The sequence below is a fragment of the Vibrio nereis NBRC 15637 genome (assembly GCF_001591105.1).
In the GTDB taxonomy this organism is placed as follows: Bacteria; Pseudomonadota; Gammaproteobacteria; order Enterobacterales; family Vibrionaceae; genus Vibrio; species Vibrio nereis.
The window spans coordinates 285,785-303,051 of the sequence record NZ_BCUD01000002.1 but is presented as its reverse complement, the minus strand read 5'-3'; the positions used below and the strand labels follow the sequence as shown (position 1 = coordinate 303,051).

16 protein-coding genes are annotated in these 17,267 nt (G+C 47.6%); 6 read left to right on the top strand and 10 right to left on the bottom strand.

The window, feature by feature from the left end; genetic code table 11:
- Positions 1-3: 3 nt before the first annotated feature.
- Both VNE01S_RS04225 and VNE01S_RS04220 read right to left on the bottom strand, forming a co-directional pair.
- Positions 4-501: a hypothetical protein gene (locus tag VNE01S_RS04225; protein ID WP_053396121.1), complete on the bottom strand. Its 498-nt coding sequence runs from the start codon at positions 499-501 to the stop codon at positions 4-6.
- A complete protein-coding gene (locus VNE01S_RS04220) occupies positions 498-848 on the bottom strand; it encodes a DUF805 domain-containing protein (protein ID WP_053396120.1) in 351 nt (116 codons plus the stop codon). The genes VNE01S_RS04225 and VNE01S_RS04220 overlap by 4 nt, the downstream gene beginning before the upstream one ends.
- A 186-nt stretch (positions 849-1,034) precedes the next feature.
- Between VNE01S_RS04220 and VNE01S_RS04215 the strand changes: the two genes are divergently transcribed.
- The 3 genes from VNE01S_RS04215 to VNE01S_RS04205 all read left to right on the top strand — a co-directional run bounded on the left by VNE01S_RS04215 (position 1,035) and on the right by VNE01S_RS04205 (position 4,610).
- Positions 1,035-2,087 (top strand): helix-turn-helix domain-containing protein, encoded by a 1,053-nt coding sequence (locus VNE01S_RS04215; protein WP_053396119.1) that lies wholly within the window; start codon positions 1,035-1,037, stop codon positions 2,085-2,087.
- Positions 2,088-2,243: 156 nt separating this feature from the next.
- Positions 2,244-2,783: a spermidine N1-acetyltransferase gene (speG, locus tag VNE01S_RS04210; protein WP_053396118.1), complete on the top strand. Its 540-nt coding sequence runs from the start codon at positions 2,244-2,246 to the stop codon at positions 2,781-2,783.
- A gap of 243 nt (positions 2,784-3,026) precedes the next feature.
- Positions 3,027-4,610, top strand: a complete 1,584-nt coding sequence (locus tag VNE01S_RS04205; protein ID WP_053396117.1) for a BCCT family transporter — start codon at positions 3,027-3,029, stop codon at positions 4,608-4,610.
- A gap of 61 nt (positions 4,611-4,671) precedes the next feature.
- Here the strand turns inward: VNE01S_RS04205 and ygiD are convergent, their stop codons facing one another.
- Positions 4,672-5,493, bottom strand: a complete 822-nt coding sequence (gene ygiD, locus VNE01S_RS04200; RefSeq protein ID WP_053396116.1) for a 4,5-DOPA-extradiol-dioxygenase — start codon at positions 5,491-5,493, stop codon at positions 4,672-4,674.
- A gap of 175 nt (positions 5,494-5,668) precedes the next feature.
- Here ygiD and VNE01S_RS04195 point away from each other — a divergent pair, with 175 nt between their 5' ends.
- Together VNE01S_RS04195 and VNE01S_RS04190 are read left to right on the top strand one after the other, a co-directional pair.
- Positions 5,669-6,565, top strand: coding sequence for a LysR family transcriptional regulator (locus VNE01S_RS04195; RefSeq protein WP_053396115.1), 897 nt, complete (start codon positions 5,669-5,671; stop codon positions 6,563-6,565).
- 121 nt (positions 6,566-6,686) lie between these two features.
- The gene (locus VNE01S_RS04190; protein WP_053396114.1) at positions 6,687-7,472 is read left to right on the top strand and encodes an HAD-IIB family hydrolase; all 786 of its coding nucleotides are present in this window, start codon (positions 6,687-6,689) and stop codon (positions 7,470-7,472) included.
- A 117-nt stretch (positions 7,473-7,589) separates the two neighbouring features.
- Here the strand turns inward: VNE01S_RS04190 and phnE (VNE01S_RS04185) are convergent, their stop codons facing one another.
- The 7 genes from phnE (VNE01S_RS04185) to VNE01S_RS04155 all read right to left on the bottom strand — a co-directional run bounded on the left by phnE (VNE01S_RS04185) (position 7,590) and on the right by VNE01S_RS04155 (position 16,024).
- Positions 7,590-8,393 (bottom strand): phosphonate ABC transporter, permease protein PhnE, encoded by an 804-nt coding sequence (gene phnE / locus VNE01S_RS04185; protein WP_053396113.1) that lies wholly within the window; start codon positions 8,391-8,393, stop codon positions 7,590-7,592.
- A complete protein-coding gene (gene phnE, locus VNE01S_RS04180) occupies positions 8,393-9,184 on the bottom strand; it encodes a phosphonate ABC transporter, permease protein PhnE (protein WP_053396112.1) in 792 nt (263 codons plus the stop codon). Before phnE (VNE01S_RS04180) ends, phnE (VNE01S_RS04185) begins: the two co-directional genes overlap by 1 nt.
- Positions 9,172-9,942, bottom strand: coding sequence for a phosphonate ABC transporter ATP-binding protein (phnC, locus tag VNE01S_RS04175; protein WP_053396111.1), 771 nt, complete (start codon positions 9,940-9,942; stop codon positions 9,172-9,174). Before phnC ends, phnE (VNE01S_RS04180) begins: the two co-directional genes overlap by 13 nt.
- An 87-nt stretch (positions 9,943-10,029) precedes the next feature.
- Positions 10,030-11,070: a phosphate/phosphite/phosphonate ABC transporter substrate-binding protein gene (gene phnD / locus VNE01S_RS04170; protein WP_053396110.1), complete on the bottom strand. Its 1,041-nt coding sequence runs from the start codon at positions 11,068-11,070 to the stop codon at positions 10,030-10,032.
- Positions 11,071-11,289: 219 nt separating this feature from the next.
- The gene (locus tag VNE01S_RS04165; protein ID WP_053396109.1) at positions 11,290-12,501 is read right to left on the bottom strand and encodes a glycerophosphodiester phosphodiesterase family protein; all 1,212 of its coding nucleotides are present in this window, start codon (positions 12,499-12,501) and stop codon (positions 11,290-11,292) included.
- 215 nt (positions 12,502-12,716) lie between these two features.
- Positions 12,717-14,102, bottom strand: coding sequence for a sigma-54-dependent transcriptional regulator (locus VNE01S_RS04160; protein WP_053396108.1), 1,386 nt, complete (start codon positions 14,100-14,102; stop codon positions 12,717-12,719).
- Positions 14,099-16,024, bottom strand: coding sequence for an ATP-binding protein (locus VNE01S_RS04155; protein ID WP_053396151.1), 1,926 nt, complete (start codon positions 16,022-16,024; stop codon positions 14,099-14,101). Before VNE01S_RS04155 ends, VNE01S_RS04160 begins: the two co-directional genes overlap by 4 nt.
- A gap of 343 nt (positions 16,025-16,367) precedes the next feature.
- Between VNE01S_RS04155 and VNE01S_RS04150 the strand changes: the two genes are divergently transcribed.
- Positions 16,368-17,267 carry a DMT family transporter gene (locus tag VNE01S_RS04150; RefSeq protein ID WP_053396107.1) on the top strand — a complete coding sequence of 300 codons (900 nt, stop codon included), beginning with the start codon at positions 16,368-16,370 and terminating at the stop codon, positions 17,265-17,267.

Genomic DNA, 17,267 nt, shown 5'->3' with positions numbered 1-17,267 from the left:
AAATCACTGGCAATCCGGTTCTGCTTTCTCGTCTAACAGCCAAGAGACCCAACGTCTTTTGGCGTTTAGAGCAAACCCCTCTTCGAGACTGATTCCGTTGATTATATAACCATCGATTCCTACGCCTTGGTCAGTTTGAGTAACGTTCCACTCGTCACTTCGAATAGGTTGGCCGTTTAAAATCGCATTACTCAACTTTTGGCTTGTGATGGCAATCTTTACCCCACCCACATGCTTGATGCCCAAACGGCTATCTTCGCTGTATTGACCAATAGCAACAGATACGGTTAGCGAGCAAGACTGCCCTTGCCCATTTAGGCCGACATAATAACCATCTCCTACACGACCTTTTAGCCACAATAACTGGCCTTGAGTCATCTGATGCACGGTTAAAATGCCTTTGATATTTGGCTCAGAGATCTGTCCAAAAGCAGCACTGCTGCTAGACACAGATAACACTAAACAAGACGATAATAGCGTTGCAAAGGTAGGTGTTTTCATCGTAACGCTCCTTGCTGTAATTGCTCGTCTTGACTAGCCAATGCCAGCAGATAAATAAGCCAAAAAGGACCAATGACTGGGACCACAAAAACCCAGCCCCACCAGCCAGATCGCCCTGAGTCATGCAGTCGACGAACAATAATCGCGACCATTGGGATAAAACTCACCACGCCGTAAATCAGATCTCCCCAGCCAAATTGGGGAAAGGAAATATCCACGGCAATAAACAGCACAGTGACAACAAAGTGCAAAAGAAAAAACAGCCAGAACTCTTTTCTTGTCGAGCGCCCGGTAAAATCAAAATAGCGTTGCCACGCCGATACATAAGCCAGTAAATAAAAAGGCATAAAATCATTCCTCTCGTTGGTTAAGACAAGAGTTATTTTGGTCAATCGCCTACTAAAAAACGTCCTCAAACCCGTTTTAGGACGTTCTAAAACCCGTATTGGTTCTCCATCCCCTTCCATAAACGAGTTTATGCAACTATGGTATTAGCTCGATAACGCGCCTGTTTGAGCAACCTGGAAACCTGTATGCTGTCTATTCCTATTCCCTTTGTGGTCTCTTTATTACTGGTATTATTGGCCATTAACCTGCATCTTCGTTTCGCCGAACAGGCCAAAAGCTCATGCCTATTTTTGGCAGTATGTGCAATAACAACGTCGATAGTTGGTCTACGCTGGACCTTGAATTGGCCCATACTTCACTACGTGCAACCAGTGATGGCGTCATTAATTCCGGTGTTCGCCTGGCACTTTTTTACTAAAGCCAATTCGAATCGCAACACCTTCAATAAACTGCACATAATCGCGCCGCTGCTGGTTTTTTTAGCGTTGATTTCCCAGTCATTTTGGCGCGCGCCGATGGATGAACTCATTACGCTCATTTATCTTGGTTACGGCATCGCACTCATTAGCAGATCCACGAAAGATGAACTGTTAATTAACGTGTCATTTAGCCATTGGGAGGGAGTAAAAAAAGCGGAAACCGTGGCAGGTTGGATGCTGCTTTTCTCTGCGATGATAGACACCGCCATGTCACTTGATTTCGCGCTCACTGGTGGACAATATTCGCTCTACATCCTGACCATCGGGCATCTGTTTTTACTGCCGATCTTATCCATCGCTGTGGTCACGGTTGGGGTTTACACTCAGCAGCAAACCAAAGCTGTCCCAGCAGAAGGACCAAACACAGACATAGCCGATGAAGCACTCCATAACCCGGGAATGTCCAACGAAAATGCCCAACACATATTGGCGGCACTGCACGAGTTGATGACCGATAAACACACCTACCTCGACCCGGATCTCACTTTGTCCAAGTTATCGCGTAAGCTCACCATTCCCGCGAAGCAGATCTCGATGGCTGTGAACTTGATACATAAAAAGAACATTTCTAAGCTCATCAACGAATATCGTATTAAACATGCTCAGCAATTGATTGCGACCACTGACGATAGCATCACGCAAATATTGATGAATTCAGGGTTTCAAACCAAATCAAATTTCAATCGTGAATTTTCAAGAGTCGTGGGAACAACGCCCAGCGAATACCGCAAACAGCGCAGTAAGGCACACCCCATTTAACGTTAACACGCTTTCTCACTCACCAAGAAATGCAGTGGTATTACAACTCGCTTAGTCCCTAGGTTTCTGTACAATCAATAAGCAAGTAGCCACGGTTATTGCAGGTAGAAGGGCTTCTATCTCACCTTGGCCACTTTCCTTGTTTGGAGAAACACCATGACGAAAGGTCTGACTATTCGAGCACTTGAACGCTCCGATCTGCGTTTTATCCATGACCTCAACAACAACCGCAATATCATGACTTACTGGTTCGAAGAGCCTTATGAATCTTATGATGAGCTGGAAGAACTCTACCAAAAACATATCCACGACGATGCCGAGCGTCGTTTTGTAGTCGAAAATGAAAACAAAGAACTGATAGGCCTGGTGGAGCTGATCGAAATCAACTACATCCATCGCAGTGCCGAGTTCCAGATCATTATTGCACCGGATCATCAAGGTAGGGGTTACGCCAAAGAAGTTGTGCACCGCGCATTGGAGTACTCTTTTTCCATTCTCAATCTACACAAAATCTACTTGTTGGTTTCAGTGGAAAATGAAAAAGCCATTCACCTCTACAAGCAGTGTGGCTTTATTGAAGAAGGACATTTGGTGGGAGAGTTTTTTATCAACGGGAGCTACCGTGACGTCAAACGCATGTACATCTTACAACCCCAATACTGGCAAAGCTTTCCGCCAGAAAACCGAACTCAATGAGCGACTGAAAACTCAAACCAAAATATCTTAAGTCAAAATTTATTTAGACGTCATAATAATTTCACGATGGATCACGATTATAAATGCAACCATTTGAGATAAATTACAGACATTTGAATCAAATTGTGATCTTTGTTACACTTCCGCCGCAACTTAAACTTTAGAGCTCAAATTAATTGGAGGCGGTTTTGTTGTCTTTCTCAGTAGAGAAAGGCGTTTAGATAAAACGTAGAAATTGTATTTATGGATAATGCATTAAAAAAATATAGTATCGAAACGACCGACTATCAGGTTGGACAAGACAATGTTCAAAAGTGGGGATTCGATATTCACAATCCTGTTTTTGGGATTAGCGCAGGCCTTGTTCTGCTTTGCCTTGTTTCTCTTCTCATTCTTGACCCGGCTACCGCAAGAGACGCATTAAACGGACTTAGAAATGGCATCATCGAAGACTTTGACGTCTTCTTTATGTGGTCAACCAACTTCTTTTTATTCTTCGCTGTCGCACTACTGTTCTCGCCTTTAGGTAAGATCCGAATTGGTGGTAAAGACGCGGTTTCTGAACACTCAACTATTTCTTGGTTATCGATGCTGTTTGCCGCTGGTATGGGTATCGGACTTCTTTTCTGGAGTGTCGCAGAGCCAACCGCATACTTTACTGACTGGTGGGGGATGCCGCTGAATGCAGAACCTTACAGTGAAGAAGCCAAATCACTGGCAATGGGTGCGACGCTATTCCACTGGGGAATCCACGGTTGGGGTATTTACGCGATTGTCGCCTTGTCGCTCGCATTCTTTGCTTACAACAAAGGGCTGCCACTTTCTCTGCGCGCAGCGTTCTACCCGATTTTTGGTGACCGCGCATGGGGCTGGTTAGGCCACGTGATTGATATCTTGGCAGTACTTTCAACCTTGTTTGGTCTGGCGACATCACTGGGTTTAGGTGCGCAACAGGCAACCAGTGGTATTAACCATGTCTTTGGCCTTGAAGGTGGTATTGGCACTCAGATGATCGTGATTACATTTGTCACCTTTATCGCTGTGCTGTCCGTTGTTCGTGGTATTGATGGTGGTGTCAAACTGCTGAGTAACGTCAACATGGTTGTCGCGTTTGCGCTACTGATCTTCGTGACTTACATCAGCCTAGACACCGCGCTGCTATCACTATGGGACACCACTCTGGCATACGCGCAAAACATTATCCCACTGAGTAACCCTCACGGACGTGAAGACACCACTTGGATGCACGGTTGGACAGTCTTCTATTGGGCTTGGTGGATCTCTTGGTCACCATTCGTTGGTATGTTCATCGCGCGAGTATCAAAAGGCCGTACAGTACGTGAGTTCCTATTCGCTGTGATTGTGATCCCTACTGCCGTTACGTTGATCTGGATGTCAGTATTTGGTGGTATCGCGCTAGATCAGGTTGTGAACAAAGTGGGTGAATTAGGTGCCAATGGCCTGACAGACATCTCGCTAACGCTGTTCCACGTTTATGATGCGCTGCCTTACAGTTCAGTGATTTCGATTCTGTCTATCATGCTGATCTTGGTGTTCTTTATCACCTCGTCAGACTCAGGCTCACTGGTTATCGACAGTATTACCGCGGGCGGTAAAATTGATGCGCCTGTACCACAACGTATTTTCTGGGCATGTGTTGAAGGAGCAATCGCAGCGGTCATGCTGTGGATTGGTGGTAAAGAAGCGCTGCAAGCACTGCAATCCGGTGTTGTCGCAACGGCGCTACCGTTTACCTTTGTCTTGTTGCTGATGTGTGTCAGCTTGGTGAAAGGGCTTCGCTCTGAATTACCGGCTTACCAAAACTAATCTAAAGCACCATTGACGTACAAACACCGAACGAACTCGTTCGGTGTTTTTTTTTGCGCCATTATCTAGCGTAAAACATAAACGAGCGCATCGAGACAGAGCCCAAATCAATGCCCTCTGCCAGAGTGATCATGTCGTCTCGCTCATCTGACGCACCAGCAATGGTTAACGCTGGCGAGTAATGCTCCAGTGTCGGGTTAGACATCTTCATCAAGCTGCCCATCGCATTCATATCGGCCAACGCAGCAAAATTACGCTCATGCAATTGATTGGCAAAGTAAGCATCAAACTCCTGCGCCCAATCATGAGCTTGGCCATCAAACCTCAACTGACGCAAGTTATGCACGATATTCCCCGACCCTAAGATCAACACGCCGCGATCTCTAAGATCTGACAACACTTTACCCATCGCCAAATGCCACTGCATATCACGTGTCACATCAACGGACAGCTGAAATACTGGCACATCAGCGTTTGGATACATCGCCTGCAATAACGCCCAAGCACCATGATCCAACCCCCAAGCATCGTCGGTATGGGTGTGGAATTCACCTAGCATGCTTGCCACTTCTCCAGCCAGCTTAGGCTCACCTTGAGCAGGGTATTGCTGCTGATAAAGCGCATCCGGAAAACCGTAAAAATCGTGGATCGTGCGCGGGTTTTCAGACACATCCACCAGCGTTGAACCCGACGTCATCCAGTGCGCAGACACCACTAAAATCGCTTTTGGTCTGGGTAGCGTTTGGCCCAGTTCAGACCACATTGTGCGATAGTCATTGTCTTCAATAATGTTCATTGGCGAGCCATGACCAAGAAAAACCAACGGCATGCGCGCTGATAACGGCAAACGCTCTTTCAATTGTTGTAAAGCAGACAAACTCATACTCGATTCCTTAGTTTATGGCTGCATCACCATTAGCTTTGATTGAGCTAACCGCGACGGCACATTTTGTATATGGATAGTTCGTATGTGAAGAGTATGTGCTCGCTCACTATTCAACACAATGTGGATTATATAGAATCATATTGAACAAAATGTTCTCAATGGAGCAAAAGAGATGGACTTAATTGACGGCTTAAAAGCGTTTGTTGCCACCGCGCAAACCGGTTCGTTTACCGAAGCAGCTGAACGATTGGGCATTTCCAACCGGCTGACATCAAAATACGTCGCCCAATTAGAAGAGAAACTTGGCGCTCGATTACTGCAGCGCACCACCCGCCAAGTCAGCCTGACCACTGCCGGACAAGAGCTGCTCTCCCGTGCGCCCGTTTTGCTGAATCAGCTCGACGATATGTTGGTGCTGGTTTCGGAAGAATCCAAAGGCTTAACCGGAACGCTGCGAATCTCGGCGCCAGTGACGTTTGGTGAAGTGCATTTGCAAGATATGCTAAGACGCTTTAGCACGCTCCACCCCGATATTTCACTCGATTTGCGCTTAACGGACCAATACGTTGATCTCGCCTCCGACGGTTTTGACCTTGCCTTTCGTGTCGGTATGCCGATGGTTTCCTCACTGAAAGCCCGTAAACTGGGAGAGCTTAAAAGTCACTTGGTCGCTTCGCCGGAATACCTCAAACGTTGTGGCGAACCTAAGCACCCCAATGAACTCGAAGGTCACGATTTTGTTATCGATACCAACCGCCAACAGCACAACAAATGGTCGTTTAAGCGTGGCAATCAAGAATTTGTTTTCTCACCAAGCAAAAAGCTGATGGTGAACAGTGCGCGGATCGTCAGAGATTGGACGCTGGCAGGTTGTGGTATTGCGTTATGTCCAGATTTTGTTATCCAAGATGAACTCAAAAGTGGTCAGTTGATCGTCTTATTGGATCAATACCAACTTGAGTCACGAACCATTTACGCCACTTACCTTTCTGGTCACGAAATACCACGCAAAGTACGCGCGTTAATAGACTTCGCGGTCGAAGATTTCCAACGACACTCGGCAAGCTAGTCAGACAACAGAAAAGCGCTAAAAACGTGCGTCAAACTCCGCCTAACCTCGTTCATATCACTGACTTAACTACCGAATATTTATACAATAATCGCTCATATAAGTAGTGAAGAAATTTTGTATGGAAAACGTACTTTCAAAGGAATGGAAATCAGTCAAATACGTGCTAACCGATGTTGACGACACGCTCACTTGGCACGGCAAGCTACCACCAGAAACGCTGCTCGCGTTAGACAAACTCCAGCAACACGATATTCAAGTTATCGCCGTCACCGGGGCATGCGCGGGTTGGTGCGATCACATCGCGCAGCTTTGGCCAGTCAATGCGGTATTGGGCGAGAATGGCGCGTTTATCATGGAGAAAGGCGCTTCTGGATTAACACTCAAGTCCAGTGTCGACCTAGCATTTATGCGCCAGCAGCAAGAGAAGCTCAAAACGTCTGTCGAATCAATTCTAGAACACTACCCCGACGTCGACCTGACACTGGATCAAGCCTATCGCCTGTGTGAAGTAGCGATAGATATTGGCCAAAATCGTGCGCCACTGGCGAGCGATATCGTCCGAGCCATTATCAGCCAAATCCACGAGTTGGGCGCGCACGCCACCGCCAGTTCAATCCATATTAACGCTTGGTACGGCGAGCATTCAAAGAAACATACCTCTCTTAGCTATCTGGCGGAGAAAGGCTTATCGGAGCAGCAAATACTGACGCAATGTTGCTACGTTGGTGACTCGCTCAACGATCAACAAATGTTTGAGACACTGCCGCTAACCATCGGGGTAAAGAACATTGAGAACTATTGGCAACAGTTGCAACACAAGCCTTCACTGGTGACGACTCAGCCTGGCGGCTATGGTTTTGCAGAGTTTGTTGAGCAGCTTATCGCCCTTAAGCACGGCGAATAAGATCAACGTTGCCGAGCCCAAAATAATAATTCCCGACTACGATGGAACTCGCAGTCGGGAATAACAGAACTTAACCTAAGGACTCTAGAAAGGAAAAGTTCCGATTCTTAAAACGTTTTAAATAAGCTTTTTACGGATATGTACCACTAGCGCTTCAGCAACGATCACCACAGCAAAAATGCTGAAGAGTACCATCGACACTTTCTGCCACTCGAACAGGTTTTGCGCATCGTTAAGCACCACGCCGATACCACCCGCGCCCACCAGTCCTAATACCGCCGACTCACGTACGTTGATGTCCCAGCGGAACAACACAATCGAGTAAAACGCTGGCATGATTTGTGGCCAATAACCTTTGAGTAAAATACTCATCGGTGACGCACCCGTGGCACGTAACGCTTCGATGGTACCCATGTTGGCCTCGGCGATGGCTTCTGCAAGCAGCTTGCCGACAAAGCCGACACTGCGCACCGCGATAGCCATGATCCCCGCCAATACACCCGGTCCAAACAAGGCGATAAACAGCAGCGCCCAAACCAGTGAGTTAACCGAGCGTGATGACACCAAGAAGAACTGCGCAATCCAGTTAAGTGTCTTGTTCGGGGTAATATTGGGGGCATTCAGCAATGCCAAAGGAATCGCAAACACCAATGTAAACAACGTCCCTAGCGTCGCGATGTGTAAAGTTTCTATTAGGGCTGCGTGAATGGTTTCTGGGTAAAAGCCATACTCCATCGGCACCATGCGCTGGAACATATCCGCAAACTGGGCTGGCGCGTCATAGAGGAATTCAGGAATGACCTCCACCGTTTGCCAAGACCATACGATCGCAGACACCATGCACAAGTACACCGCGTAGCGAGCCATGCGCTCACTAAAGGTAAATCGCTGCCATTCTCTATCAATTGAAGCCGTCGTCATCAGAAGATTCTCCTTACTACATTAGACAAAAACTCCCCGACCAGAATCAGCGCGATAATGGTGATCAAAATCGCCGCAACGAAGTCGTAGTCGAAACGTTGGAAAGCCGAAAACAAAGTACCGCCCAAACCACCAGCCCCTACAATACCGACCATGGTTGAGTTACGCAGGTTGGAATCGAGCTGGTAGCTGGCAAAACCGATAAAACGGGTAAACACCTGTGGCATCACCGCATATAAGATCACGCTGACAAAACTTGCGCCAGTGGCGCGAATTGCCTCTACCGGTTTGAATGAGATCTCTTCAATCGCCTCGGCAAACAACTTGGCAATAAAACCAATCGACGCAAAAATCAGCGTTAAAATACCCGCTAAAGCACCAAAGCCGACCGCTTTCACGAACAGAATCGCGATAATGACCGGATGGAACGAACGACATAAAGCGATAAAGCCGCGTACTGGCGTCGAGACGATCGCTGGCATCATGTTTCTCGCTGCAAGCAAACCCAAGAACAGTGAAATGACAATACCGAAAAAGCTCGAAATAATCGCGATTTGTAAGCTTTCCGCTAAACCACCCAACAACAAACTGGTTCGTGAAAAATCAGGCGGGAACATCCTAGCCAGTAAGCGCTCACTCTCGCCAATACCTATGACTAAACGGTCAAACGTCAAACCTAGAGTCGAGACACTGTAAAACAAATACGCGATCACCGCGGCAATCCCAACTCGAGTTACCCATGAGGCTTTAAACGGGTTTTCTACTTTGCCATCGGCAGTTAATCCAGCCATGATTCACCCCCGTAGATGATCTTGAGATCGTCTTCTGTAATGCCTTCCGGACCGCCGTCGTAATGGACCTTACCGTTACACATACCAATAATGCGGGTGGCAAAACGCTTAGCCAGATTCACATCGTGGATGTTGACTAGAACCGGGATCTGCTTCTGCTCGGCGAAGGTTTCCATCAGCTCCATGATCTCCACCGCGGTTTTCGGGTCGAGTGACGAAGTCGGTTCATCCGCCAACAGAATATACGGGTCTTGCATCACTGCACGGGCGATACCGACACGCTGTCTTTGACCACCAGACAGGCTGTCTGCACGCTGGTTGGCAAAGTCTTGCAGGCCAACAAACTCTAGCAGTTCAAAAGCTTTTTTCAGGTCTTGCTGCGAGTAATTTCTGCGCCATGCATTCCAGGCACTCATATAACCCAAACGACCGCTGAGTACGTTTTCGATCACCGTTAAACGCTCAACTAAGTTGTACTCTTGGAAAACCATACCAATGTGGCGACGCTGTTTACGTAGCGCCTGACCTTGCAGTTTTGTCAGGTCTTCGCCTTCAAAAATAATCTCTCCGCCGCTTGGGTCATTCAGACGGTTAATGCAACGCAGTAAAGTACTCTTACCCGTACCTGAAGGGCCAATGATGGCGATAATACCCGGCTTATCAATATTGATATCAATGCCTTTAAGGATTGGCTTGCCTGCCACGTACTCATGAAATAGGTTGTTGATCTTTATTCCGTCATAGCTTGCTACGGCCATACAACTGTTCCTTGTAATAAATTTGGGGTGTACAGTGCCCTACTCGTTAGAGCACTGTACGAATTGACGTTGAAAGTGAAGTTGGAGTTACTGACTTTTCGCTTGCTTAGCGAGCTCTGCGGCTTTCTTCTTCGCGCGCTTAGCGGCATCTTTCTCAGCCAGCTTTTTTAGACCAGCTTTGGTGTAAGCCGTGCCCGTAGCGTGCGCGATATCGCGAATGACAGACCAGTCTTCTTTGTAGGTAATTGGCGAGAAGCGGTCCGCGCCTTTAAATGCTGCGCTCATTTCTGGTGTGAAACGGTAGCTAAAGAACGCTTCGTTGATCTTATCGACCAGCTCAGGTTTTAGGTTGTACGCGTAACCAAACGCTGAGGTTGGGAAACGTGGGCTACGGTAGATGATTTTCAGCTCTTCACCGTCAACACGGCCCGCTGCGACCATACGGTCATACACATCTGATGCGACTGGCGCTGCATCGTAGTCACCGTTGTAAACGCCAAGGATCGATTGGTCGTGTTTGCCTGAGTACAGTACTTTGTAGTCTTCGTCCGGGACTAGGCCGTGAGCAGGGAATAGGGCACGAGGGGCAAGGTTGCCAGAGTTGGATGACGCAGAAGTGTGGGCAACACGTTTCCCTTTTAGGTCCGCCATGGATTCAATACCACTGTCTTTACGCACGATAGTGATCAGGTTGTAGCCTTGGAAGCCTTTCTCATCGCCTTTTACTGCGATAGGCACATAACCCGCTAAGTTAACCGCGTAACCCGTTGGACCCGTTGAGAAACCCGCCACATGCAAACGGCCAGAACGCATCGCTTCTACCTGAGCTGAGTTTGAGTGCACGGTATAGTAAATGACTTTTTTACCCGTAATTTTACTTAGATGGGCTTGGAAGTCGGCAAACGCGTCTTTGTAGAGCGCAGGATCTTCCACTGGCGTGTAGGTAAACACTAGGGTACTTGGGTCGATCCATTCGGCTGAATCTTTTGGTGAATCCGCGACTAAGTCATTGTTGTCGTCGCAGTAGCGTTCATCCAGAACACCACGATTCTCACAGTCATTAGCCAGTACAACTGAAGGCAGCAGCAAAGAGCCAGCGATTAACAATCCTTTTACACTGTTTTTCATATTAGAACCTTACATTCACGTTATTGTATTATTCATTTTCTCTATTGCAGATGCTGTGCCATTTTTAATTTTCATTAAAATCAATAACTTAAAAACAACATCAATAAGTACATTTAAGTTTGGGTCATTTATGTCCTGCTCAATTTTATTGGTTTGGGTCATTTGTGTCCTGCATAAAAAAGGGCCTTTCGGCCCTCTAGTCATCACATTTTATCAGACTTATATGTCCATGCAGTTCGCGTAGTAAGTGACGGTGGATGGCCAGTCACTGAACACGCCCAGTACACCAACATCTTGAGCTAGCACATCAAGCACTTTCATCATGTCGCCGTCTTGGTCAATTTGCTCGCTCACGCTTTGGTAGTACCAACCACCGCCTTGCGCCAGCGGGCCAGAACGCTCAAGCGTCCACGCGATAATGTCTAAGTCCGCTTGTTTCGCCAGCTTAGCGTATTCTGATGGGACAATACTCTTGCTGTTGTCCAGGGCAAGCAGCGCGTATAGCGGTGGCGCAATAATGTTTACGCCCGCGTCAGACAGCGCTTTCATGTTGTCCAGCGTCGCAACGAAACCTTCTTGCTCATACATACGGTCATCGAGATACACCGCTTGTTTGCCAAATGCAGGCGTTTTGTTGACCCAGTACTTCACATCATCCAGATTGAAAGACTGCACATAGGCATCTTTCGCACTAAAGCCCGCTTGCTTCAGCTCATCCACCAGCTTCTGCGCGTACATCTCTTGGCTAAAGCCGTTGAAAGGCATCTCTACCGCAGCCGCTTTCAGTTCTGGCGTCACTTTTACGCCGTACTTCTTAAATAACTCCGCACTTTCTGCGTGGGTCATCAACGTACCCGTTTGCGAATACAGATCGGTACGCCAGCTCGGTGTACCTTGCATGAACTCTTCAACGCTGGTTGCTTTCGGATTGCCGCCGTCCATCTTACCTTTTAACGTTTTAAATTCCGCTAAAGTGAAGTCAGAGGTACGACACTCTACTTGTGCATCTTCGCCTGTCGCCGGGTTTGCTGGTTTGAATGGCACGGTACACTTTTTGGCAAGCTCAGGATGCGCCAATACATCGGTAGTGGTGTGTAGGTCACTTTGTGAGTGGCGACAGACAAGCTGTTTGTCTTTGGTAAACGTCACGTCACACTCCAACACGCCAGCCCCCATCGCAATCGCCGCTAAGTATGACTCTTTGGTGTGCTCAGGGAATTGCATCGCTGCGCCGCGGTGGCCGATAGAAAAATCTGTACGGTGAAAAGGACCGGCACTGCAGCTTTGAAGTTTCGTTTTTAGCTCTCCGTCTTCCATATCGTTGACCAGGTACAGTGGTCGTGGTCCGACTTGAGCTGGCTCGTTCCCTGCCATTGCCAATGAGCTGACACCTAATAATAGAGCAATACTACCCATAAAGATTTGCTTCATCGGTTTCTCCTTCTAGCAAAATTGATTGTTAATTTGTGATTGCTCCATCAACCAAAACACGGTTGCGTTTAGATTTGATAACAACGCTGGGTATTTTATTTCTGTCACAGAGCAACCACTCAATTAGCAGACTCCATGCCAAAAAAAATAACCAATACTTTCAATAATATAAATGCGCACACTTGCAACTTCACGATGATTGGGTCATTTGTGTCTTAAGGTTGATTTTGCTGCGTAGTTTCCCGATTGGGCTTAAAACTCTCTTTATCCAGTTGGTGCTTTTTCATTTTGCGGTACAGGGTTTTGCGCGGTAAGTTCAAACGCAGTGACACCTCGTTGATGTTGCCCGCCATTTCAATCAGCGCTTCGGTCAGTACATTGCGTTCGTACTGTTCCATTTGCTGCTCGAACGCAAAAGGCTGCTGCGATGAATAACTTTCTTCACCCGATGTTGCTGGGGTTTGCAGATCAAAGCCATCGCCAACGATACCGAGCACAAAACGCTCAGCCACATTACGCAATTCACGCACATTTCCTGGCCAATCGTGGCGGCACAACTGCTGGATTTGCTCAGCGTACAAACTGGACGGACGGGTTTTGTATTTTTGACTCGCTTGCACCACAAAGTGCCTAAACAGAGCTTGGATATCTTCTTTACGCTGTCTCAATGGTGGCAGATTCAGGCTGGCGATGTTTAGTCGATAAAACAGGTCGGCGCGGAACTCCCCACTCTCGCTCAACTTCGCTAAGTCCGCTTTACTCGCCGCAACAACGACAATATCAACGGGAATCAAAGTATTCCCGCCGACACGTTCAATCACCCGCTCTTGGATCACACGCAGCAGCTTGATTTGTACCGCAATGGGCATACTTTCGATTTCATCGAGAAACAACGTGCCGCCGTGCGCTTGCTCAATTTTGCCGATGCGTTTTTTGTTTGCACTGGTAAAGGAGCCCGCTTCGTGGCCGAACAACTCACTCTCAATAATGCTCTCGGTCATACCGCCACAGTTAATGGCAACAAACGGTTTGTCTCTGCGTTCGCTGTACTGATGAAGCGCGCGTGCAATCACTTCTTTACCCGTGCCCGTTTCACCATTGATGATGGTATCGACACCCGTACGCGATAGCGCAAGCACCTGACTGCGGATCCGCTCCATCGCTTGCGATTCGCCAATCACGACCGATTCAATCGGCAGGTCCTCGGCGTCATTGAGATCCCGCTGCGCCTGAATATGTTCAATCGCTAAGTTGAGCTTTTCGATCACTTCGTCGCTGTCGAGCGGCTTTTCGATAAAGTCGAATGCGCCCTGCTTCATCGCTTCTATCGCCATCGGGATATCACCGTGACCGCTCATCAGGATCACTTCACAACCTGGCGCGCGATTTTGCACCGCATCCAGCAGCATTAGGCCATCCATTTCTGGCATTCTCACATCGCACAACACGACGTTTTTTGCGCTTGGCGACAGACATTTAAGTCCTTGTTTGGGGTCAGTAAAGTAAGTGACGTTAAAACCCTCTAGTTCCAGCATTTCACTCACCGCTTCAACTACATCCACTTCATCGTCTATCAGCGTGACGTGCTTTTCCATGTTCATGAGTTCTCGCCTTGTTTTAGTTGTACTTTAAACTCTGTACCTTGTTCCGGATTTGATGACACCTTAATCGAGCCACCAAAATCTTTAATGATGTTAAACGCGATCGACAGTCCGAGCCCAAGCCCTTTGCCGACTTCTTTGCGGGTGTAAAACGGGTCAAAGATATGCGGAAGATCGTCTTCGGCGATTCCTTTGCCGTTGTCGTTCACCGAAATCGTAATATCGTTCAACTGGCGTTCGATACATACCAGGATCAACGGATTGTCTTTGTCGCTCACTGCATCTACCGCGTTGCTCAACAGGTTCACCAGCACTTGCTCAAGTCGAATCGCGTTCGCGCGTACCATCTCGTTTTGAGTAATACGGCATTCAAGTTGGATCGGAACCTCTCGGTTAGCAAACAATTCAATGGCATCACTGACCACGGGCAATACTCGCGTAGCCGAAACTTTGCCGTCGCTTTTGCGCGAAAACGCTTTCAAGTGATGGGTTAATGCCGCCACCTTTTCTAACAACTGCTCGATCTTTTGCAGATTGATCACAGCTTTGTCAGTACGTTGCTGTTCGAGCCATTTCTGCGCGCTCCTGACGTGGCTGTTGACCGCGGTGAGCGGCTGGTTTATCTCGTGGGTGATGCCAACGCTCAGTTGGCCAAGCGCCGCGAGCTTACCCGCTTGCACCAACTCATCTTGAGTGACACGTAAACGCTCTTCAGCCAGTCGGCGCTCTTCGACTTCTGCTTCCAGCTTTTGGTTGGTCTGCTTGACCACTTTCGCCGTGGCTTGGAACACTTGCAGCGACTTGGCCATTTGCGTCACTTCATCGTTACCTTTTACGGCGATTTTGGTATCAAGGTGACCAGTTGAAATCGCAAACATGTCGTCTTTCAATTGCAGCAAACGCTCAAGAATGTTCTTACGTACGTAGAACCAAGCAATCGCGGCTGCCGCGAGCAAGCTAAACAACGACAACGCGAGCGAGAGTGTACGGTTGGATGCTAATGAGTGCTGCGCCCTGACGATAGAGGCATCAATTTCCAGATTCACTTTCGAGGTATTGCCTTCAATTTGGATCGAAAGCTGGTTGAGATACTCGCGGCTATTTTGCAGGAAGTACTCTTGTTGATAATGATGTTCCAAGGCTTGGTTTTTTAGCTGATAAAGTTTACTGGAACGAGACGCTAGGGTGTAAATCACCGCCAGCTTTTCATCCAACTCTGGGCGCTGCTCCGACACGCCACTCGCCTGCCACAACCCACGCCACTCACGTCCTACTTGCTCAAGGCGGTAGCTGGTGTAATCCAACTCGTTAAAACTGCTATCGTTGTATAGCTTTTCCACTAAGCCGAGCTGGTAGTACAGCAGTGCTTTCAACTGGCTGTATTGTATTTTCTCTTTCTGCTCAGAGGGTAATAGGTCTAGCTCATCACTCACTTGTTGCAGCAGAGGATAAAAACCTTCAAGCAGGTTTCTTAACTCTTGGTTGAGCTGGCGAGACTCTTCTCCGCTTTGATACAACAAGCTTAAGCTATTGCTCACCTGAGCGATGATGTCTTTGAAGTAAGCGTAGTATTCCGGAAAGCTGCCCATAATCTCGGTCATCTGTTGGATGTTGCTTTCGATACTCTGGATGGCTTGGCGACGCTCTAGGTTAGAGTCCGCTTCAGTTAAGGTAGACGAGTCGGTGATCACCAAACGCACCATGTCATTCAGTCGCGCGGCTTGCTCTAAAGCAGGAATATCTTTCTCTTTTAGCTCTACCAGCGCTTGGTCGAGCCGATTAAAAGTGAAGGTTGAAAACAGCGCCAGCAACAGAGTGGTCATCGACAGGATTGCCAGCGCGAGACCAAGGCGTAACTCGATGCCCTTCCATCTCAGCCAGCGGTTGTGCTGCGAGAAGATCGACGCATTGGCGTGGTTCATTGGGTGGCGAGTCATCTGATTCACAATACAATCTCATTTTGCTCAGTACTGCACGTTGTCTACCTGTTTTAGATAGATAGGTACAAAATAGGAGTTATTAACAAATACAATAAAACATCATTACAATTTATTAATAAAGATGACAATGCGAGTTTTGTGCATCAGATGCATAGAACGTTGTTAAACTAGTACATTAATCAAACATATCCACCTGTCCACTTTTCTGCTTATCTGATAAAGACTTACCGAAACAAAGGGTATGCAGCACTGCTTTAAATTTGCTCAACGCCGACCGAGATAATGTTGTATCATATCGTTCCACCTTGTTAATGATTTCGCTCACATGCCTTCTACATTTGCTTCTGGGATCCCGGTTGGGGTCAGATACATGCTTTTATCTGCTTTAGGTTTTGCCCTAATGTCAGCGTGCGTTAAGTACGTGAGTACGTACGGCATTCCTGTTTTTGAGATTGTTGCCGCTAGGGCATTGGTCTCGCTGATCCTTAGCTATCTGGATGTAAAACGAAAACGCATCTCACTTTGGGGAAACAACAAACCACTGCTTTTCTTACGAGGCGCGGTAGGAACCGTGGCCCTGATGTGCGTTTACTATTCAGTGACAACGCTTCCACTGGCAGAAGCAACGATTCTCCAGTATGTCCATCCGGTATTTACCGCTCTGCTGGGTTTGCTCTTTTTGAAAGAGCGCGTGCAAGCGCCAACCCTCGCGTGTATCGCACTGTGTTTGCTTGGGCTATTAGTGATGGTGCAACCTGCTCTAAACGGTAACCAAATGACCGAACTTCCACTGCTGAGTATTGCTGCCGCGCTATTGGGCGCTTTAGGCAGTTCAATCGCGTATGTAGTTGTTCGAAAGCTGAGCCAAACTGAAGACAGCTCGGTGATCATCTTCTACTTCCCACTGGTCGCCCTTCCCATTTCTGTGATGCTGATTTGGGATAATTTCGTCTGGCCGAGCCTGTTCCTAACGATGATGCTGGTACTAGTTGGGATCTTTACCCAAGTCGGCCAATATGGATTAACCAAAGCGATGCAAACTCAAGCTGCGGGTCAAGCGTCGGCATACTCTTACGTACAGATCGTCTTTTCAGCGTTGATTGGTTTATGGCTATTTAACGAAATCCCATCCATCTGGACTTACATCGGTGGTTCATTGATTGTTACTGGCGCATTAATTAACGTATTCGGTAGACAAGTTTTCCAACGTGCTAAAGCCCACTAA